The sequence below is a fragment of the Microbacterium indicum DSM 19969 genome (assembly GCF_000422385.1).
In the GTDB taxonomy this organism is placed as follows: Bacteria; Actinomycetota; Actinomycetes; order Actinomycetales; family Microbacteriaceae; genus Microbacterium; species Microbacterium indicum.
Genome location: NZ_AULR01000020.1, coordinates 1 through 16,817, shown reverse-complemented (window position 1 = coordinate 16,817; position 16,817 = coordinate 1). Strand labels below are relative to the sequence as shown.

General features: G+C 71.5%; 14 protein-coding genes and 1 pseudogene. 11 read left to right on the top strand and 4 right to left on the bottom strand.

Translation table 11 applies throughout. From position 1 onward, the window contains the following. Window positions 1–1,296 (bottom strand): uracil-xanthine permease family protein, encoded by a 1,296-nt coding sequence (locus H576_RS0111865; protein WP_029151111.1) that lies wholly within the window; start codon window positions 1,294–1,296, stop codon window positions 1–3. A gap of 169 nt (window positions 1,297–1,465) precedes the next feature. On the opposite strand from H576_RS0111865, the gene H576_RS15685 reads away from it, so the two are divergent. Then, window positions 1,466–3,451 carry a BCCT family transporter gene (locus tag H576_RS15685; RefSeq protein WP_084502717.1) on the top strand — a complete coding sequence of 662 codons (1,986 nt, stop codon included), beginning with the start codon at window positions 1,466–1,468 and terminating at the stop codon, window positions 3,449–3,451. 12 nt (window positions 3,452–3,463) lie between these two features. On the opposite strand, the gene H576_RS0111855 is transcribed toward H576_RS15685, so the two are convergent. Further along, window positions 3,464–4,342, bottom strand: coding sequence for a phosphoribosylaminoimidazolesuccinocarboxamide synthase (locus H576_RS0111855; protein WP_029151110.1), 879 nt, complete (start codon window positions 4,340–4,342; stop codon window positions 3,464–3,466). 47 nt (window positions 4,343–4,389) lie between these two features. Continuing rightward, complete coding sequence (gene purD / locus H576_RS0111850) at window positions 4,390–5,652, bottom strand: phosphoribosylamine--glycine ligase (RefSeq protein WP_029151109.1); 1,263 nt, start codon at window positions 5,650–5,652, stop codon at window positions 4,390–4,392. A gap of 34 nt (window positions 5,653–5,686) precedes the next feature. On the opposite strand from purD, the gene H576_RS0111845 reads away from it, so the two are divergent. The 10 genes from H576_RS0111845 to H576_RS0111800 all read left to right on the top strand — a co-directional run bounded on the left by H576_RS0111845 (window position 5,687) and on the right by H576_RS0111800 (window position 16,000). Beyond that, window positions 5,687–6,040, top strand: coding sequence for a sterol carrier family protein (locus H576_RS0111845; RefSeq protein WP_029151108.1), 354 nt, complete (start codon window positions 5,687–5,689; stop codon window positions 6,038–6,040). A gap of 36 nt (window positions 6,041–6,076) precedes the next feature. Further along, the gene (locus H576_RS0111840) at window positions 6,077–6,442 is read left to right on the top strand and encodes a hypothetical protein (RefSeq protein WP_029151107.1); all 366 of its coding nucleotides are present in this window, start codon (window positions 6,077–6,079) and stop codon (window positions 6,440–6,442) included. Window positions 6,443–6,463: 21 nt separating this feature from the next. Further along, window positions 6,464–7,597, top strand: coding sequence for a phosphoribosylformylglycinamidine cyclo-ligase (gene purM / locus H576_RS0111835; RefSeq protein WP_029151106.1), 1,134 nt, complete (start codon window positions 6,464–6,466; stop codon window positions 7,595–7,597). 7 nt (window positions 7,598–7,604) lie between these two features. Further along, window positions 7,605–9,074 carry an amidophosphoribosyltransferase gene (gene purF, locus H576_RS0111830; protein WP_029151105.1) on the top strand — a complete coding sequence of 490 codons (1,470 nt, stop codon included), beginning with the start codon at window positions 7,605–7,607 and terminating at the stop codon, window positions 9,072–9,074. A 4-nt stretch (window positions 9,075–9,078) separates the two neighbouring features. After that, complete coding sequence (locus H576_RS15680; protein ID WP_036320800.1) at window positions 9,079–9,678, top strand: helix-turn-helix domain-containing protein; 600 nt, start codon at window positions 9,079–9,081, stop codon at window positions 9,676–9,678. A gap of 102 nt (window positions 9,679–9,780) precedes the next feature. Next, window positions 9,781–10,974, top strand: a complete 1,194-nt coding sequence (locus H576_RS15675; protein ID WP_051172719.1) for a metal-dependent hydrolase family protein — start codon at window positions 9,781–9,783, stop codon at window positions 10,972–10,974. Between the two features lie 29 nt (window positions 10,975–11,003). Then, window positions 11,004–12,599, top strand: coding sequence for an ABC transporter substrate-binding protein (locus H576_RS0111815; RefSeq protein ID WP_051172717.1), 1,596 nt, complete (start codon window positions 11,004–11,006; stop codon window positions 12,597–12,599). A gap of 4 nt (window positions 12,600–12,603) precedes the next feature. Further along, on the top strand, window positions 12,604–13,599 hold the full coding sequence (locus tag H576_RS15670) for an ABC transporter permease (RefSeq protein WP_051172714.1): 996 nt from the start codon (window positions 12,604–12,606) through the stop codon (window positions 13,597–13,599). Further along, a complete protein-coding gene (locus H576_RS15665) occupies window positions 13,596–14,408 on the top strand; it encodes an ABC transporter permease (protein WP_245559181.1) in 813 nt (270 codons plus the stop codon). Before H576_RS15670 ends, H576_RS15665 begins: the two co-directional genes overlap by 4 nt. Then, complete coding sequence (locus H576_RS0111800; RefSeq protein ID WP_029151103.1) at window positions 14,405–16,000, top strand: dipeptide ABC transporter ATP-binding protein; 1,596 nt, start codon at window positions 14,405–14,407, stop codon at window positions 15,998–16,000. The genes H576_RS15665 and H576_RS0111800 overlap by 4 nt, the downstream gene beginning before the upstream one ends. A 75-nt stretch (window positions 16,001–16,075) precedes the next feature. On the opposite strand, the pseudogene H576_RS16910 reads toward H576_RS0111800, so the two are convergent. Beyond that, a pseudogene (locus tag H576_RS16910) lies at window positions 16,076–16,817 on the bottom strand (HNH endonuclease); the annotation flags it as partial.

Genomic DNA, 16,817 nt, shown 5'->3' with positions numbered 1-16,817 from the left:
TCAGCCCGCGGCGATCGGCCCCGCGTCGTCGGCGCCGGTCCTGCGGGCGCGGGCGATCGCGTTGCCGAGGTGGTAGATCACCAGGGCGGCGACGGATCCGAGCACGATGCCACTGAACACGAAGTCGCCGAGCGTCATCGTGTAGTTCGCGATCGCGAGGACGAGGGCGACGCCGGCCGTGTACTGGTTGACGGGCCGCGAGAAGTCGACGCGGTTGTCGACCCAGATCTTGATACCGATGATCCCGATGAGGCCGTAGAGCGCCGTCGTCACGCCGCCGAGCACGCCGGCGGGGATCGAGTTGAACACCTCGCCGACCTTGGGCGAGAACGCGAGCAGGATCGCGACGACGCCGGCGACCCAGTAGACGGCGGTCGAGTAGACGCGGGTCGCGGCCATGACGCCGATGTTCTCGCCGTAGGTCGTCGTCGCGGATCCGCCGAAGCCGCCCGCGAGGACGGTCGAGGCGCCGTCGGCGATGAGGGCGCGGCCCGTGTACCTGTTCGCGGTCGCGTCGGTCATCGTCGCGACGCCGCGCACGTGGCCGACGTTCTCGGCGACGAGCACGAGCACGACGGGCAGGAACATCGCGATGACCGACCAGGTGCCCGGCGCCGCGAAGTCGGGCAGGTGGAACTCGGGGAGGCCGATCCACGGCGCGTCGTCGAGCTTCGAGAAGTCGAGCTCGCCGCGGATCGCCGCGACGACGTAGCCGACGATGACGCCGAGGAAGATCGAGATCCGCCCGAGGAATCCGCGGAACACGACGGCGAAGAGGATCACGGCGGCGAGCGTGATGGTCGCCGTGACGGGCGCCTGCTGCACGTTGTTCCACGCGCTCGACGCGAGGTTGAAGCCGATGAGGGCGACGATCGCGCCCGCGACCACAGGGGGCATGAGCCGGTCGACCCAGCCGATTCCCGCGAACTGCACGAGGAAGCCGACGAGGGCGAGCAGGACGCCGACCGCGATGATGCCGGCGAGGGCCGACCCGATGGCGTGCTGCGCCGTCGCGGCCGTGATGGGGGCGATGAAGGCGAACGACGAGCCGAGGTAGCTCGGCAGCCGGTTGCCCGTGATCACGAGGAACAGGATCGTGCCGATGCCCGAGAAGAGGAGCGTCGTCGACACGGGGAAGCCCGTGAGCGTCGGGACGAGGAACGTCGCTCCGAACATGGCGACGACGTGCTGCATGCCCATCGCGATCGTGGCGCCCCAGTTCAGGCGCTCCCCGGGGGAGACGACGGCGCCGGGGGCGACGGTGCGACCGTCCCCATGCAGTGACCAGCCGGACATACGGATCCTCTCGTGTCGTGCGGACCGGGGATCCGGTCGTCACTACGTTATCCGCAACGGATCCGCGGATTCTTCGTGGGGACTCGCCAGTGATCTCGCCAAGGCGCCGTGAGCTGTGTAACGTCGCGCCCGTTTGTCTGCCACTGCACGCGACGATACGGAACCGGACATGTCATCGAAACCGACCACCGACGGCGGGGCGCCGAAGCGTGAGCCCGTCAAGAACCTCGTGCGGGAGGTCACCCACCCCGCACTCATTCCGGGAATCGGCGTGGAGGACACCCCGCGCACCTTCTCGACCAACTGGCTCGTGCTCGGCGCGGCAGGCGTCGCCGTGCTCGGCGTCGTCCTCTGGGGCTTCCTCGCCCCCGAGTCGATCGCCGCCGCAGGATCCGCGGCGCTCGCCTGGACGACAGCGAACTTCGGCTGGCTCTTCTCGCTGACCGCGATCGCGGTCTTCGTCTTCATGCTGGTCGTCGGCTACGGCCGCACGGGCGGGATCCGGCTCGGCGCCGACGACGAGAAGCCCGAGTTCTCGATGGGCGCGTGGATCGCGATGCTCTTCTCGGCGGGCATGGGCATCGGCCTGCTGTTCTGGGGGCCGAGCGAGCCGCTCGTCTACTTCGCCGACGTGCCGCCGGGCGTCGACGCCGAGCCGGGATCGCGCGACGCGATGCTCGCCGCGCTCGCGCAGTCGATCCTGCACTGGGGCCCCATGGCGTGGGCGTTCTACGCGCTCGTGGGCGGCGCGATCGCCTACGTCGCATACCGGCGCGGGCGCTCGCCGCTGATCTCGGCGATCCTCTATCCGATCTTCAAGGAGAAGACCGAGGGGTGGATCGGATCCGTCATCGACATCTTCGCGATCATCGTGACGCTGTTCGGCACGGCCGTGACCCTGGGGATGGGCACCCTGCAGATCACCGCGGGCGTGCAGATCGTCGGCGGGCTCGGCGAGCTCGGCAACGGGTTCCTCATCGCCGTCATCACGATCCTCACGGCGGCGTTCATCGTGTCGGCGGTCTCGGGCGTGAAGCGCGGGATCCGCATGCTGTCGAACATCAACATGGTCGTCGCCGCCGTCATCGGCATCGTGATCTTCATTGCGGGCCCGACCCTGCTGATCCTCAACATGGTGCCCGCGAGCGTCTCGACGTTCTTCAGCGACCTGTGGATGATGCTCGCCCGCAACCCCGCGCAGGGCGAGGAGGCGGCCGCGTTCGTCGGCAGCTGGACGAACTACTACTGGGCCTGGTGGATCTCGTGGACGCCCTTCGTGGGCATGTTCATCGCGAAGATCTCCCGCGGTCGCACGCTGCGTGAGTTCGTCACCGTCGTGATCATCGTGCCGTCGATCGTGTGCGTCCTGTGGTTCGGGATCATGGGCGGGTCCACGATGTTCTTCGACGAGCAGTCGGGCGGCGGCATGCAGGAGATGAGCGCAGCCTCGGGCAACGAGGGCGTGCTGTTCGCGGTGTTCGACGCGCTGCAGCGGAACCTCATCATCGGGGGCTGGGAGGTGCCGATCTCGGGCGTCCTCTCGATCGCGGCGATGATCTCGATCGTGCTGTTCTTCGTGACGTCGGCCGACTCGGCCGCGATCGTCATGGGATCCATGAGCCAGCGCGGCAAGCCCGAGCCGTCGACGTGGATCACGATCATGTGGGGCGTGCTGCTCGGCGCGGTGGCGCTCGCGCTGCTGCTCGCGGGTGGCGAGGACTCGCTGTCGGGGCTGCAGTCGATGATGGTGGTCACGGCGCTGCCGTTCACGTTCATCCTGCTCGCCGTCATGTGGGCGTGGGGCAGGGAGCTCCACACGGATCCGTTCATGATGCGGCGCCGCTTCGCGAAGGCCGCGATCGCGCAGGGCGTGCGGCGAGGCATCGAGGAGCACGGCGACGACTTCGTGTTCGACGCGGCGTCGGTCCCGGCGACCGAGGGCGCGGGCGCGGCGATCGACACCGAGGATCCGGCGCTCACCGACTGGTGGGACACGGCGACGGGCGCGGTCGACATCCCCGAGGGCGTCTCGGCCGACGACGTCGCGCGCACGCTCGAGCCCGGACGGATCCAGAAGCCCGGTGAGCCGAACGCGCATCACGCGGCGTCGGGAGACGCCTCGCTGACGGTGAACGAAGACCGTCGCAGGAGATGACGGCCCCGCCCGCTATCGCGTGAGCTTCTCGAGGAGCTCGCGGTAGCGCGCGGCCGTGCGCTCGATGATCTCGGCGGGGAGCTCGGGCGGGGTGCCCGTCTTGTCCCAGTTGGCGGCGAGCCAGTCGCGCACGATCTGCTTGTCGAAGCTCGCCATGCGCTCGGCGGGCGTCGTGCCGCTCTGCCACGCCGCGAGGTCCCAGTAGCGCGACGAGTCGCTCGTGAGCACCTCGTCGGCGAGGCGGAGGACGCCGTCGGGATCCACGCCGAACTCGAACTTCGTGTCGGCGAGGATCAGCCCGCGGGCCTCGGCCGTGGCGGCGGCGCGGCGGTAGATCGCGAGCGACGCGTCGCGCAGCTGGGCGGCGCGGCCCTCGCCGACGAGCTCGACCGTGCGGTCGAAGGCGATGTTCTCGTCGTGCTCGCCGAGGGGGGCCTTCCACGCGGGCGTGTAGATCGGCTCGGGGAGTCGGTCGCCGTTCGCGAGCCCGGCCGGCAGCGAGATCCCGCACACCGTCCCGGACTCCTGGTACTCGGCCCAGCCGGATCCCGTGAGGTACCCGCGCACGACGGCCTCGATGGGCAGCATCTCGAGCGTGCGGACCACCATGGCGCGGCCCGAGACCTCGGCGGGCGCGGGGGTCTCGGCGAGGTGGTTCGCGACGGCGGGTCCGCCGTCTGCGCCCGAGAGCTGGTGGAACCACCAGAGGCTCAGCGAGGTGAGCAGCGCGCCCTTCCCGGGGATCCCGGGCTCGAGCACGTGATCGAAGGCGCTGACCCTGTCGCTCGCGACGACGAGCATCGTCTCGCCCCCGTCGGCGGGGCGGTACAGGTCGCGCACCTTGCCCGAGTAGACGTGATTCCAGCCGGGGATCGTGAGGGCGTCGCTCATCCGTCCATTATGGCGGGGGAGCGACGCCCGCCGCGGCGATCCCGGCGTCAGCCGGCGTCGGCCGCCGACGCGATGTCGCCGCGGAAGTGCCCGCCCTCGAGGCGGATCTTCGACATGCCCTCGTACGCGCGGGCGCGCGCCGTCGCGAGGTCGGGGCCGACGCCCACGACGTTCAGCACGCGGCCGCCCGTCGCGACGAGCCTGCCGTCTTCGAGTGCCGTCGCCGCGTGGACGAGGTGGACGCCCTCGACCGCGGCCGCCTCGTCGAGGCCCGTGAGCTCGCGACCCGTGATCGGCGCCTCGGGGTATCCCTCGCTCGCGAGCACGACCGTCACGGCGACCTCGTCGCGGAACGCCACGGCGGGCTCGTCCTCGAGCGTGCCCGACGCCGCCGCGAGAAGGAGGCGCGAGAGCGGCGCCGCGAGCCGCGGCAGCACGACCTGCGTCTCGGGGTCGCCGAAGCGCGCGTTGAACTCGATCACGCGGACGCCGGCCGGCGTCACGATGAGACCCGCGTAGAGCAGGCCGATGAACGGGGATCCGTTCTCGTCGAGCGCCTTGACGACCGGCTCGGCGACGGTGCGGGTGACCTCGTCGACGAAGCCGTCGACGCCGCCCGGCAGCCAGGGGAGCGGCGTGTAGGCGCCCATGCCGCCCGTGTTGGGGCCCGCGTCGCCGTCGAACGCGCGTTTGAAGTCCTGCGCGGGCGTCAGGGCGCGGACGGTGTCGCCGTCGCTCAGGAAGAAGAGCGACACCTCGGGGCCCGTCAGGAACTCCTCGACGAGGACGGGGCCCGCCGGCAGGAACTGCTCGGCGTGGGCGAGCGCGGCGTCGCGGTCGGAGGTCACGATGACGCCCTTGCCCGACGCGAGCCCGTCTGCCTTCACGACGTAGGGGGCGCCGAGGTCGTCGAGCGCCGCGGCCGTCTCGGCGCTCGTGCGCGCGTAGACGGCGCGGCCCGTCGGGACGCCCGCCTGGTCCATGATCTTCTTCGCGAACGCCTTGGATCCCTCGAGCTGCGCCGCGTGCATGCCGGGCCCGAAGACGGGGATCCCGCGCTCGCGCAGCGGGTCGGCGACGCCGGCCACGAGCGGGGCCTCGGGCCCCACGACGACGAGGTCCACGTTGTTGTCGAGCGCGAACGAGCTGACCGCCGCGGCGTCGAACATGTCGACGTCGACGAGCGTCGCGTCCTGGCCGATGCCCGCGTTGCCCGGGGCCGCCCAGATGTCGTGGTCGGCGTCTTCCGACCGCAGGGCGAGGACGATGGCGTGCTCTCGGGCGCCGGAGCCCAGGACGAGGATCTTCACGCGCCCAGCCTACGGGCACCCGAGAATGGATCCCATGGCGAAGAAGATCGACCTCGCGGTGGGGCGGGCGGCCGTTCGGGCGGCGAAGGACGGATCCACGGCGCGCACCGACGTCGCGACGGCCGTGCGATACCTCCTGCAGCTCCTCGAGGAGAAGGCCCCCGGCAAGAGCGTCGAGGTGCGCGTCCCGCCCTTCGGCGCCGTGCAGATCGTCCAGGGCCTCGCCCACACCCGCGGAACGCCGCCCAACGTGACCGAGACCGACGCTCAGACGTGGATCGCGCTCGCGACGGGCGAGATGACGTGGGCGGAGGCCGAGAAGCGCAGCCTCCTCGCCGTATCGGGCACCCGCGCCGACATCTCCGACCTCCTGCCCGTCCTCTGGTGAGTCCTCTCCCAGGGTGGGCGGTGTTGAATACTGGCCATGGCTGGGATCGATGAGGAGCGCCAGGGCGCGGACGCGCGCGCCGCGGGCTCGCAGGCAGGGACGGTGCGTGTGCGCCGGGTCCCGAAGTACGGCGTCTTCACCGCCATCGGGGTGGTCCTCGGCATCGTCGCCGCGATGATCCTCGCCACGGCGTTCGACGGCACGAGCGAGCCGAGCCCGTACACCGAGGTCAGCTACTCGAAGATGCAGGCGTTCGGCTTCATCGCCCTCTGGTGCATCCCCGCCGGCATCGCGATCATGCTCGTCGTCGCCATGATCCTCGACCGCATCGTGTCGCGGAAGGCGCGCGAGCTCGAGGTCACGTTCGAGATCATCGAAGAGCGTCGCGAAGACGCCTCCTGATTCGCCGTAGACTCTGACGACGTGACTTCCCCCGCAACGCCGCCCGAGGCGCACCGGTCCACCTACTCCGAGGCCGGAGTCGACACTGCGGCGGGCGATCTCGCCGTCGAGCTGATGAAGTCGTCGGTCCGCGCGACGCAGGGGCCCGAGGTCCTCGGCGGCGTCGGCGGCTTCGCGGGCCTCTTCGACGCGAGCGCGCTGAAGGCCTACGACCGCCCGCTCCTCGCATCGAGCACCGACGGCGTCGGGACGAAGGTCGCGATCGCCCAGGCGATCGACAAGCACGACACGATCGGCCAGGACCTCGTCGGCATGGTCGTCGACGACATCGTGGTCGTGGGCGCGAAGCCGCTCTTCATGACCGACTACATCGCGACGGGCAAGATCTTCGCCGAGCGGATCGCCGACATCGTCCGCGGCATCGCCGAGGCGTGCAGCGCGACCGGAACGGCCCTCGTCGGCGGCGAGACCGCCGAGCACCCGGGCCTCCTCGGCGAGGACGACTACGACGTGGCCGGCGCCGCGACGGGTGTCGTCGAGGCGGGCCAGATGCTCGGCGCGCACCTCGTGCGCCCGGGCGACGTCGTCCTGGCGCTCGGATCCAGCGGCCTGCACTCCAACGGCTACTCGCTCGTCCGCCACATCCTGAAGAACGCGGGCATCGCATACGCCGACCGCGCCGTCGACCTCGGGTCGACGTGGGGTGAGGCCCTCCTCGAGCCGACGCGTCTCTACACGTCGTCTCTCCTGCGGCTCATCGCGCAGCTGGGCGGCGGCGTCCACTCGCTCAGCCACGTCACGGGCGGCGGGATCGCGGCGAACCTCGCGCGCGTGCTGCCGAAGGGCACGTGGGTGGAGGTCGACCGCTCGACCTGGAGCCCCAGCCCGGTCTTCCGCGTGCTGAACGACATCGCGGGCACGAGCCTCGAGTCGAGCGAGGGCACCTGGAACCTCGGCATCGGATTCTTCGCGGTCGTCGACGCGGCGTCGGCCGGCATCGCGATCTCGGCGCTCGCCGAGGAGGGCATCCCCGCCTGGCAGGTCGGATCCGTGAGCGACGGATCCCTGCCGGACGGATCATTCGAGCAGGGCGCCAAGGGCGTCGACGGCGGGGCGGTCCGCCTCGTGGGCCGGTACGCGGACGGAGCGAAGTAACCCTCACATGTGCGGCATCGTCGGAATGGTCGGGCACGGCCATGTGAACCAGGACATCTACGACGCGCTCCTGCTCCTGCAGCACCGTGGGCAGGACGCGACGGGCATCGCGACGGCTGAGGCCAACGGCGTCATGCACATGGCGAAGAAGCCGGGGCAGGTGCGCGAGGCGTTCCGCACGCGCGACATGCGCTCGCTCCTCGGCAACGTCGGGCTGGGCCACGTGCGCTACGCGACGCGCGGCACGGCGTCGGCTGAGGAGGAGATGCAGCCGTTCTACGTGAACGCGCCCTACGGCATCACCCTCATCCACAACGGCAACCTCACGAACACGCGCGAGCTCGCCCGCGAGATGGCGACGCGCGACCGCCGCCACCTCAACTCGTCGAGCGACACCGAGCTGCTGCTCAACGTGCTGGCGAGCGAGCTGCAGGCGACGACGAGCCCCGTCGACCTCGACCCCGACCGGATCTTCCAGGCCGTCACGCGCACGCACGGCCGCATCGAGGGGGCGTACGCCGTCATCGCGTTCATCGCGGGCCACGGCCTGCTCGCGTTCCGCGACCCGTTCGGGATCCGCCCCCTGATCCTCGGCCGCCGTGCGACGGCCGACGGCGACGAGTGGGTCGTCACGAGCGAGTCGCTCGTGCTCGAGAACGCCGACTACGAGGTCGTCCGCGAGGTCGCGCCCGGCGAGGCGATCTTCATCTCGGACGAGGGGCGGCTGTTCAGCAGGCAGTGCGCGCCCGACGCGAAGCTCATGCCGTGCTCGTTCGAGTACGTGTACCTCGCGCGCCCCGACTCGATCATGAACGGCGTGAGCGTCTACGAGTCGCGCCTGCGCATGGGCGAGAGGCTCGCCGCGACGATCGCGAAGCACGTGCCGCGCGAGTCGATCGACGTCGTCATGCCGATCCCCGACTCGGCCCGCCCGTCGGCGATGGAGGTCGCCCGCGTCCTCGGCGTCGAGTACCGCGAGGGCTTCTACAAGAACCGCTACGTCGGCCGGACGTTCATCATGCCGGGCCAGGAGGCGCGCAAGAAGAGCGTGCGCCAGAAGCTCAACGCGATGTCGAGCGAGTTCCGCGGCAAGCGCGTGCTGCTCGTCGACGACTCGATCGTGCGCGGCACGACGAGCCGCCAGATCATCCAGATGGCCCGCGACGCCGGCGCGATCGAGGTCACGTTCGCGTCGGCCGCCCCGCCCGTGCGCTACCCGCACGTGTACGGCATCAACATGCCGTCGGCGACCGAGCTCATCGCGCACGGCCGCACGATCCCCGAGGTGCGCGACGAGCTGGGCGCCGACCACCTCGTGTACCAGGAGATCGACGACCTCAAGGCCGCGATCATCGAGGGTGCCGAGCCCGGCGTGACGTTCGACGACCTCGACACGAGCTGCTTCGACGGCCGTTACGTCACCGGAACGGTGTCGGACGAGTACCTCGAGTGGGTCGCCGCGACGCAGGGATCCTGACGCCGTGCGGGCACAGGGCGACGAGCCCCGACCCGGCGAGGGCATCGAGCAGGTCGTCGGCGGCCGCGTGCGGCACTACCGCTCCGCCGCGGGGATGACGGCCGCCGAGCTCGCGCAGCGATCCGGCGTCTCGGCGCCGATGGTCTCGCGCATCGAGTCGGCGTCGACGTCGGCGAGCCTCACGACGATCGCGCGCCTCGCGGAGGCGCTCGGGGTGCCCGTCGCGTCGCTGTTCCGCGGCGTCGAGGCGCGCCGTGCGGCCGTCGTCGTGAAGGCGGGGCAGGGCGTGCGCGAGGTGCGCGACGGATCCCGCCACGGTCACGAGTTCTCGCGGCTCGGCAGCATCCTCTCGGTCAGCGGTCCGTCGCTCGAGCCCGTCATCGTGTCGCTCAACGCCGACGCCGACGACTTCCCGATGTTCGTGCACCCCGGCGTCGAGTTCCTCCTCGTGCTCTCGGGATCCATGCGCTTCGCGCACGGCGACGACGAGTACGTCCTGGATGCGGGCGACTCGATCCTCCTCGACGCCGAGGCGGCGCACGGGCCGGTCGAGGTCCTCGAGGGCGACGTGAGCTACCTGACGGTGAACACGATCGGCTCGTGACCAGCGCCGCGTCATCCCGGCGAAACATCTCGGATTTACTCTGAGGCAAGTTGTTGCTTATTCTGCAAGAGCTCCACCTGCCGCAGATCCCGGGAGAACCACGTGCCTGAACTCGTCGACATCGCCCTGTGGGACGGTGCATCCGCCCTCGGGACGGGCCGCATCGCCTGGGACGGCGACCGCATCACGGCGGTCGAGGGAGGCGGCGAGGGATCCGCGCGGTACGCCGCGATCCCCGGGCTCATCGACACCCACGTGCACCTCGCGGCGTACGCCGGCCCCGGCGAACTGGGGTGGAACTCGCAGTGGGACCTCGTGACCCCCGACACCGAGCGCGTCTTCCACGTGGCGGCGCAGGCGCAGCGCGCCATGCGGGCCGGCATCACGACGGTGCGCGACCTCGCGGGCGGTCCGCTGCAGCTCTCGGTCAGCCGCGTGTTCGAGGCCGGCGTGCAGGTGGGCCCGCGCGTGCGCGTCAACGGCCCCGTCGGCATGACGGCCGGGCACGGGGATCTGTTCATCCCGCCGCACTACGACCGGCGCGATCCCGTCGCCGACAGCCCGGACGAGTGCCGCGCGCTCGTGCGCCGGTGGGCGCGGCAGGGCGTGCACGGGATCAAGATCTACGCCTCGGGTGGGGTCCTCTCGATGGGTGACCGCGTGGGCTGGCGCAACCAGACCGACGACGAGATCCGCGCGACGATCGACGAGGCGCACGCCCTCGGCATGGCCGTCGCGGCGCACAGCCACGACACCCCGAGCGCCCGCCGCGCCCTCGATCTGGGCGTCGACTCGATCGAGCACGGCACGGGCCTCGACGCCTCGCTCTGGGGCGTGATGGTCGACCGGAACATCCCCGTGGCCCCGACCCTGCTGATCAACGACCGTCTCGCCGACGGCACGATCCAGGTCGGTGCCGACGCGCAGGAGAAGGCCCAGGCGGTCGTCGCCGAGCGCGACGCGAACTTCGCGGGCGCCGCCGACGCCGGGGTCCGCTTCGTCCTCGGAACCGACGCGAACGGCGTCATGGTGCGGTTCGGCGAGCAGCACGAGGAGGTGCGCCTCATGGCGCGCTCCTTCGGCTGGACGGCCGAGCGCGCGCTTCGCGCCGCGACGAGCGACGCCGCCGACGCCATCGGCCTCGGCGGCACGACCGGCCGCCTCGCGCCGGGCCTCGGCGCCGACCTCATCGTCATCGACGGCCGCCCCTGGGATCGGATCGACGACCTCGACGTCTCGCGGATCGTCGCGGTCGTCTCCCGTGGGCGCGTCGTCTCCGGCGCGCTGCCCCTCTGATACCCCCGCCCCTCGAGAGGAATCCCTCCGTGAACATCACCCGAAACCGCGCCGTCCTCGCGGGCGCATCGGCCCTCGCCCTCGCGGGCCTGCTGGCCGGCTGCTCCGCCTCGGGCTCGACGAACTCCGACGGCACGGGCGGAACGCTCGTGTACGCCGTCGAGACCGACCCGAGCTGCATCGACCCCCAGCAGCCCACCGTCACCCAGGCCCTGTACATCGGCCGCCAGGTCGTCGACTCGCTCGTCGACCAGGATCCGGAGACTGGCGACATCGTGCCGTGGCTCGCCGAGTCGTTCGAGGCGAACGACGACCTCACCGAGTTCGAGTTCACGCTCCAGGACGGCGTCACCTTCAGCGACGGCACCGACCTCACGAGCCAGGTCGTCGCCGACAACTTTGACACGATCATGGATCTGTCGGCCGACGGGTCGACCGCGACCCTCGCCGCCGCCTACCTCGCCGGCTACACGGGCACGACCGTGACCGACGACCACACCTTCACGGTCTCGTTCGACGAGCCGAACGCGTCGTTCCTCCAGGGCGCGAGTACCATGAGCCTCGGCATCGTCGCGGAGTCGAGCCTCGCGCAGACGGCCGACGAGCGCTGCCAGGACGGCGTCATCGGCACCGGCCCGTTCGTGTACGACAGCTACTCGCCCAACAGCGAGGTCACGATGGACCGCCGTGAGGGCTACGACTGGGCGTCGAGCCTGCGCGGCCACCAGGGCGACGCGTACCTCGACCGCATCGAGTTCGCCGTCGTGACCGAGGCGAGCGTCCGCACGGGCGGCCTCGAGTCGGGCGAGTTCGACATGATCGGCGAGGTGCCCGAGGCCGACGAGCCGCGCATCGCCGACGCGGGCTACACGGTCTACGCGGCGGCGAACCCCGGGATCCCCACGAGCCTCATCCCGAACCTCGACAACCCCGTCCTCGCCGACGACGCCGTGCGCGACGCCCTGCGGATCGGCATCGACCGCGCCGACATCACGACGACGCTCGGCTATGCCGAGGGCGAGCCGCCCTCGAGCGCCCTGTCGAGCGGCACACCGGGCTACGCCGACGAGAGCGATCTCATGGGCTACGACCCCGACGAGGCCGAGAAGATCCTCGACGACGCGGGCTGGGTCATGGGCGACGACGGCGTCCGCGAGAAGGACGGCGTCAAGCTCTCCTTCACGGCGACGGGCTTCTACGAGCAGCAGATGATGGAGCTCATCCAGCAGCAGCTCGCGACGATCGGCATCGACATGCAGATCGACTTCACCGACGCGGGCGGCTTCTTCGGCGCGATCGCCGACGGGTCGTACGACGTGCTCTTCGCCGCGCTGACCCGCACGGGCCCCGACGCCCTCGCGACGATGTTCGAGCAGTCGAACACCTCGCACTGGGCCGTGATCCACGACGACGAGCTCGAGAGCCTCCTCGCGCAGCAGAGCACGACGGCGGACGACGACGAGCGCCAGTCGCTCATCGACGACACGCAGCGCATGATCATCGAGCGCGGGTACCTCTTCCCGATCCTCGAGGTCTACCAGCTGCATGCCGCGCAGCCCGACATCACGGGCTTCGCGTTCGACTCGGCGTCGCGCTTCCACCTGTACGACGTGAAGCTCAGCTGACCCGATGGCGTCGGGAGCACTGCGCCGCGTCGGCGCGCCTCTTCTGCAGTTCGCGTTCGTCGTGTGGGCGACCTACACGGTGACGTTCCTGCTGATCCGCGTCCTGCCGGGGGATCCCGTGCTCGCGGCCCTCTCGGTGCAGTCGGGCGACGCGACGACGGTCGACCCCGAGCAGCTTGCGGCGCTGCGCGAGGAGGCGGGCCTCAGCGGAGGCCTCCTCGCGCAGTACCTCGGCCAGCTCGGCGGACTGCTGCGCGGTGATCTCGGCACGTCGCTCGCGACGGGGCGGCCCGTCGGGCAGATGATCGTTGACGTCGTGCCGGGCACGCTCGAGATCGCGGGCCTCGCGCTCGTCCTCGGCGTCGCCGCGGCCGTGCTCATCGGCTTCCTCTCGTACATCGCGCCCTGGCGGTGGCTGCGCGACACGCTCGTGCAGCTGCCGCCGCTCGGCGTCGCGGTGCCCGCCTTCGTGACGGGCCTCGTCCTGATCGTCGTGTTCTCGTTCACGCTCGGCTGGTTCCCGGCCTCGGGAGCGCGTTCCGCGTCGAGCGTCGTGCTGCCGGCCGTCACGCTGGCGTTCCCCGTGTGCGCGATCTTCTTCCAGGTCTTCCAGGCGGCGATCCGCGAGGCCGAGCAGAGCGCGTTCGTGTTCACGGCCGACGTCAAGGGCCTCTCGCGGCTGCGCGTGTTCGCGCGCCACATCCTCCCGAACGCGATGCTGCCGTCGGTCACGAGCATCGGCCTGCTGATCGGCTTCCTCGCCGGGGGAACGGCCGTCATCGAGACGGTGTTCTCGCGCGACGGCGTCGGCCGCATCGTGGTCGCGGCCGTCCAGGCGCGCGACGTCAACGTGATCCAGGGCGTCATCATCGTGGTCGCGGCGGTCTACGCTCTCGCGGCGCTCCTCGTCGACCTGTCGTATCCGCTCCTCGACCCGCGCCTGCGCCAGGCGCGGCGCGCGAAGAGCGAGAAGACCGAACAGCAGGAGGTCGCGGCATGATGCACCGCCTCACGCGCCCCGCGACGCTCGTCTCGCTGGCGATCGTCATCGTCGCCGTGCTCATGGCCGTCGTACCCGGCCTGCTCGCTCCGGGCGACCCGCTCGCCGGCGACACCTCGCAGAGCCTCGCCTCGCCTCGCCTCCAGCACCTCTTCGGCACCGACGCGCTCGGGCGCGACGTCTACACCCGCGTCGTGCACGGCGCATGGCTGTCGCTCGCAGCCGCCGTGTCGGCCGTCGCCGTCGGCGGCGTCGTCGGGACCCTGGTCGGCCTCGTCTGCGGCGCGCTCCGGGGCCGGGTCGGATCCGCGATCTCGTTCGTCGTCATGCGCTTCGTCGACGTGCTCATCGCGGTTCCGGGGATCCTCCTCGCCCTCATCGTCGTCGCGACGCTGGGCTTCGGGCCGTGGAGCGTCGCGCTCGGCGTGGGGCTCGGCGCCGCGGGCAGCTTCGCCCGCGTCATGCGCGCCCAGGTGCTGCGGGTGCGCGGGACCGAATACGTCGAGGCGGCCGCGACGCTCGGCGTCCGGCCCGCGACGACCCTGTTCCGCCACATCCTGCCGAACGCGATCCGCCCCGTCCTCTCGATGGCGGCTCTCGAGGTCGGCACCGCGATCCTCTCGGTCTCGACGATCAGCTTCCTCGGCTTCGGCGCGCAGCCGCCGGCGCCCGAGTGGGGCTCGCTCGTGAGCGAGGGGCGCGACTACCTCGCCACCTCGTGGTGGCTCACGGTGCTCCCGGGTGCTGTGATCGTCTGCGTGGTGCTCGCGATGACGCGCCTCGCCCGCGTGATCGGAGACGAGCGATGACCGCGATCCTCGAGGTCCAGGGCCTCACCGCCGCCTACCGCACGGGCCGCAGCCGCGCCGAGGTGCTGCACGGGATCGACCTGGCGCTCGCGCCCGGTGAGATCGTCGCGCTCGTGGGCGAGTCGGGCTCGGGCAAGAGCACGGTCTCGCAGTGCCTCGTGCGGCGTCTGCCCGAGAACGGCGAGATCACGGGCGGGTCGGTCGTGTTCGACGGGCGCGACCTCGCGCGCCTGCCCGAGCGCGCGCTGCGCCGGGTGCGCGGCGGGGAGATCGGCTTCGTGCCGCAGGATCCCAACACCGCGCTCAACCCCGTCATGCGGATCGGCGAGCAGATCGCCGAGGCGCTGCGCCTCCACACGGGCGCCTCGCGCCCCGCGGCCGCGCGTCGCGCCGTCGAGATCCTCGGCGAGGTGGGGATCCCGGATCCCGAGGTCCGCGCGCGCCAGTACCCGCACGAGCTGTCGGGCGGGATGAAGCAGCGCGTGCTCATCGGCATGGCGTGGAGCTGCGACCCGCGGCTCGTGATCGCCGACGAGCCGACGAGCGCGCTCGACGTGACGGTCCAGGCGCGGATCCTCGACCAGATCCAGGCGTTCGCGCGCGAGCGCGGGACGGCCGTGCTCCTCGTCACGCACGATCTCGGCGTCGCGTCGGACCGCGCCGATCGCACGATCGTCATGCAGGCCGGCGAGATCGTCGACGAGGGGCCGACCGCCGAGGTGCTCGGGAGCCCGCGCACCGAGTACACGCGCGAGCTCGTCGCGGCGGCGCCGGGGCTCACGAGCCGCCGGCTCGAGCCGGTCGGGACGCGCGCGCGGGTCGCCCCCGAGCCCGTCCTCGAGGTCCGAGGGCTGCGCAAGACCTTCTCGCAGGGCGGGCGCACGTTCACGGCGGTCGACGACGTGTCGTTCTCGGTGCCGGCGGGCCGCACGCTCGCGCTCGTGGGGGAGTCGGGGTCGGGCAAGACGACGACGGCCCGCATGGCGGCGCGGATCGCCTCGGCCGACGCGGGGAGCGTCCTCTTCCGCGGTCAGGACGTCACGGGGCTCTCGGGCGCGCAGCTGCGCGAGTGGCGCCGCAGCGTGCAGGTCGTCTACCAGAACCCGTTCGGCTCGCTCGATCCGCGGATGAGCGTCGAGAAGCTCATCGCCGAGCCGCTGACGGCGTTCCGCGTCGGGACCGCCGCCGAGCGCTCGTCGCGCGTGCTCGGGCTGCTCGACGCCGTGCGGCTGCCGGCGGCGACGGCGACGCGCATGCCCGCCGAGCTGTCGGGCGGTCAGCGCCAGCGCATCGCGATCGCGCGCGCCCTCGCGCTGAACCCGGATCTGATCGTGCTCGACGAGCCCGTCTCGGCGCTCGACGTGTCGGTCCAGACGCAGGTCCTGCAGGTGCTCGTCGACCTGCAGGCCGAGCTGGGCCTCGGGTATCTCTTCATCACGCACGACTTCGGCGTCGTCCGGCAGATCGCCGACGTCGTCGTCGTGATGCAGAGCGGCCGCGTCGTCGAGCAGGGCCCGGCCGACGAGATCCTCGCCGCGCCCCAGAGCTCGTATGCACGCGAGCTCCTGGCGGCCGTGCCCGGCACGCGCTGACGGCGGGCACGGGCGCCAGCCGTCGGGCTCGTCGACCGGACGGCCACGGGTCGGTCGGCGTCCCGCTCGCGCGGTTCAGGCCGTCGTGAGGACGGGGGACTCGGGGTACGGATCCGGGTCGGGATTCGCGGCGTCGCCCTCGGGGTCGGGCGCGTAGAACCAGTCCTCGGGATCGATCGGCCCGGACTCGGGCGGCACGAGATCGGCAGGGTCGAGGTCGGCCGGGTCGAAGTCGAAGGTCGCGAACTCGGACCAGACGGCCCCCGGCAGGTCGAGATCGGACCATACGATACCGGACGGGGCGGACTCCGGCCACGCGGCCCCGAACGATGGGACCCCGGACGATGGGATCCCGTGCGGCCCGACCATGTCCGGGCTCGAACCCGGGCCCGGGCCGCTGCGCCGCGACCCGTCGTCGTCGTCGCCGGGTGGGGTGGTGTGTTCGGCCTCGCGGAAGAAGACTCGGGATCGGGGGTGCGTGTCGTACCCGCGCCCGCTCGGGGCGGTCCATCGCATCACCCCGCCGGGCAGCTGGGCGACCCGCCACCCGGAGTGGTGTTTGAGCATGTGGTGCTCCTCGCACAGGTGGGCGAGGTTGCTGTTGGTCGTGGGGCCGCCCTCGGCGTGCGGGTGGGTGTGGTCGATGTCGCAGGACGCCGCGACGATCTCGCATCCCGGGAACCGGCACGTCACGTCGCGGGCGCGCAGCGCGCGCACCTGTCCCGTGGTCGGCCGGTAGTGGTCGGTCTGGACGATGTCGCCCGTGTCGGGGCGGACGAACAATCTCTCCCACCCGGGGGAGTCGCCCGCGAGGATC

What these genes read in the sequence shown, in the direction of transcription:
- H576_RS15685 (WP_084502717.1), top strand. Translation starts at nt 1,466, where the DNA reads ATGTCATCGAAACCGACCACCGACGGCGGGGCGCCGAAGCGTGAGCCC.
- H576_RS15670 (WP_051172714.1), top strand. Translation starts at nt 12,604, where the DNA reads ATGGCGTCGGGAGCACTGCGCCGCGTCGGCGCGCCTCTTCTGCAGTTC.
- H576_RS0111800 (WP_029151103.1), top strand. Translation starts at nt 14,405, where the DNA reads ATGACCGCGATCCTCGAGGTCCAGGGCCTCACCGCCGCCTACCGCACG.
- H576_RS0111865 (WP_029151111.1), bottom strand. Translation starts at nt 1,296, where the DNA reads ATGTCCGGCTGGTCACTGCATGGGGACGGTCGCACCGTCGCCCCCGGC.
- purF (WP_029151105.1), top strand. Translation starts at nt 7,605, where the DNA reads ATGTGCGGCATCGTCGGAATGGTCGGGCACGGCCATGTGAACCAGGAC.
- H576_RS15665 (WP_245559181.1), top strand. Translation starts at nt 13,596, where the DNA reads ATGATGCACCGCCTCACGCGCCCCGCGACGCTCGTCTCGCTGGCGATC.
- H576_RS0111855 (WP_029151110.1), bottom strand. Translation starts at nt 4,342, where the DNA reads ATGAGCGACGCCCTCACGATCCCCGGCTGGAATCACGTCTACTCGGGC.
- H576_RS0111845 (WP_029151108.1), top strand. Translation starts at nt 5,687, where the DNA reads ATGGCGAAGAAGATCGACCTCGCGGTGGGGCGGGCGGCCGTTCGGGCG.
- H576_RS0111840 (WP_029151107.1), top strand. Translation starts at nt 6,077, where the DNA reads ATGGCTGGGATCGATGAGGAGCGCCAGGGCGCGGACGCGCGCGCCGCG.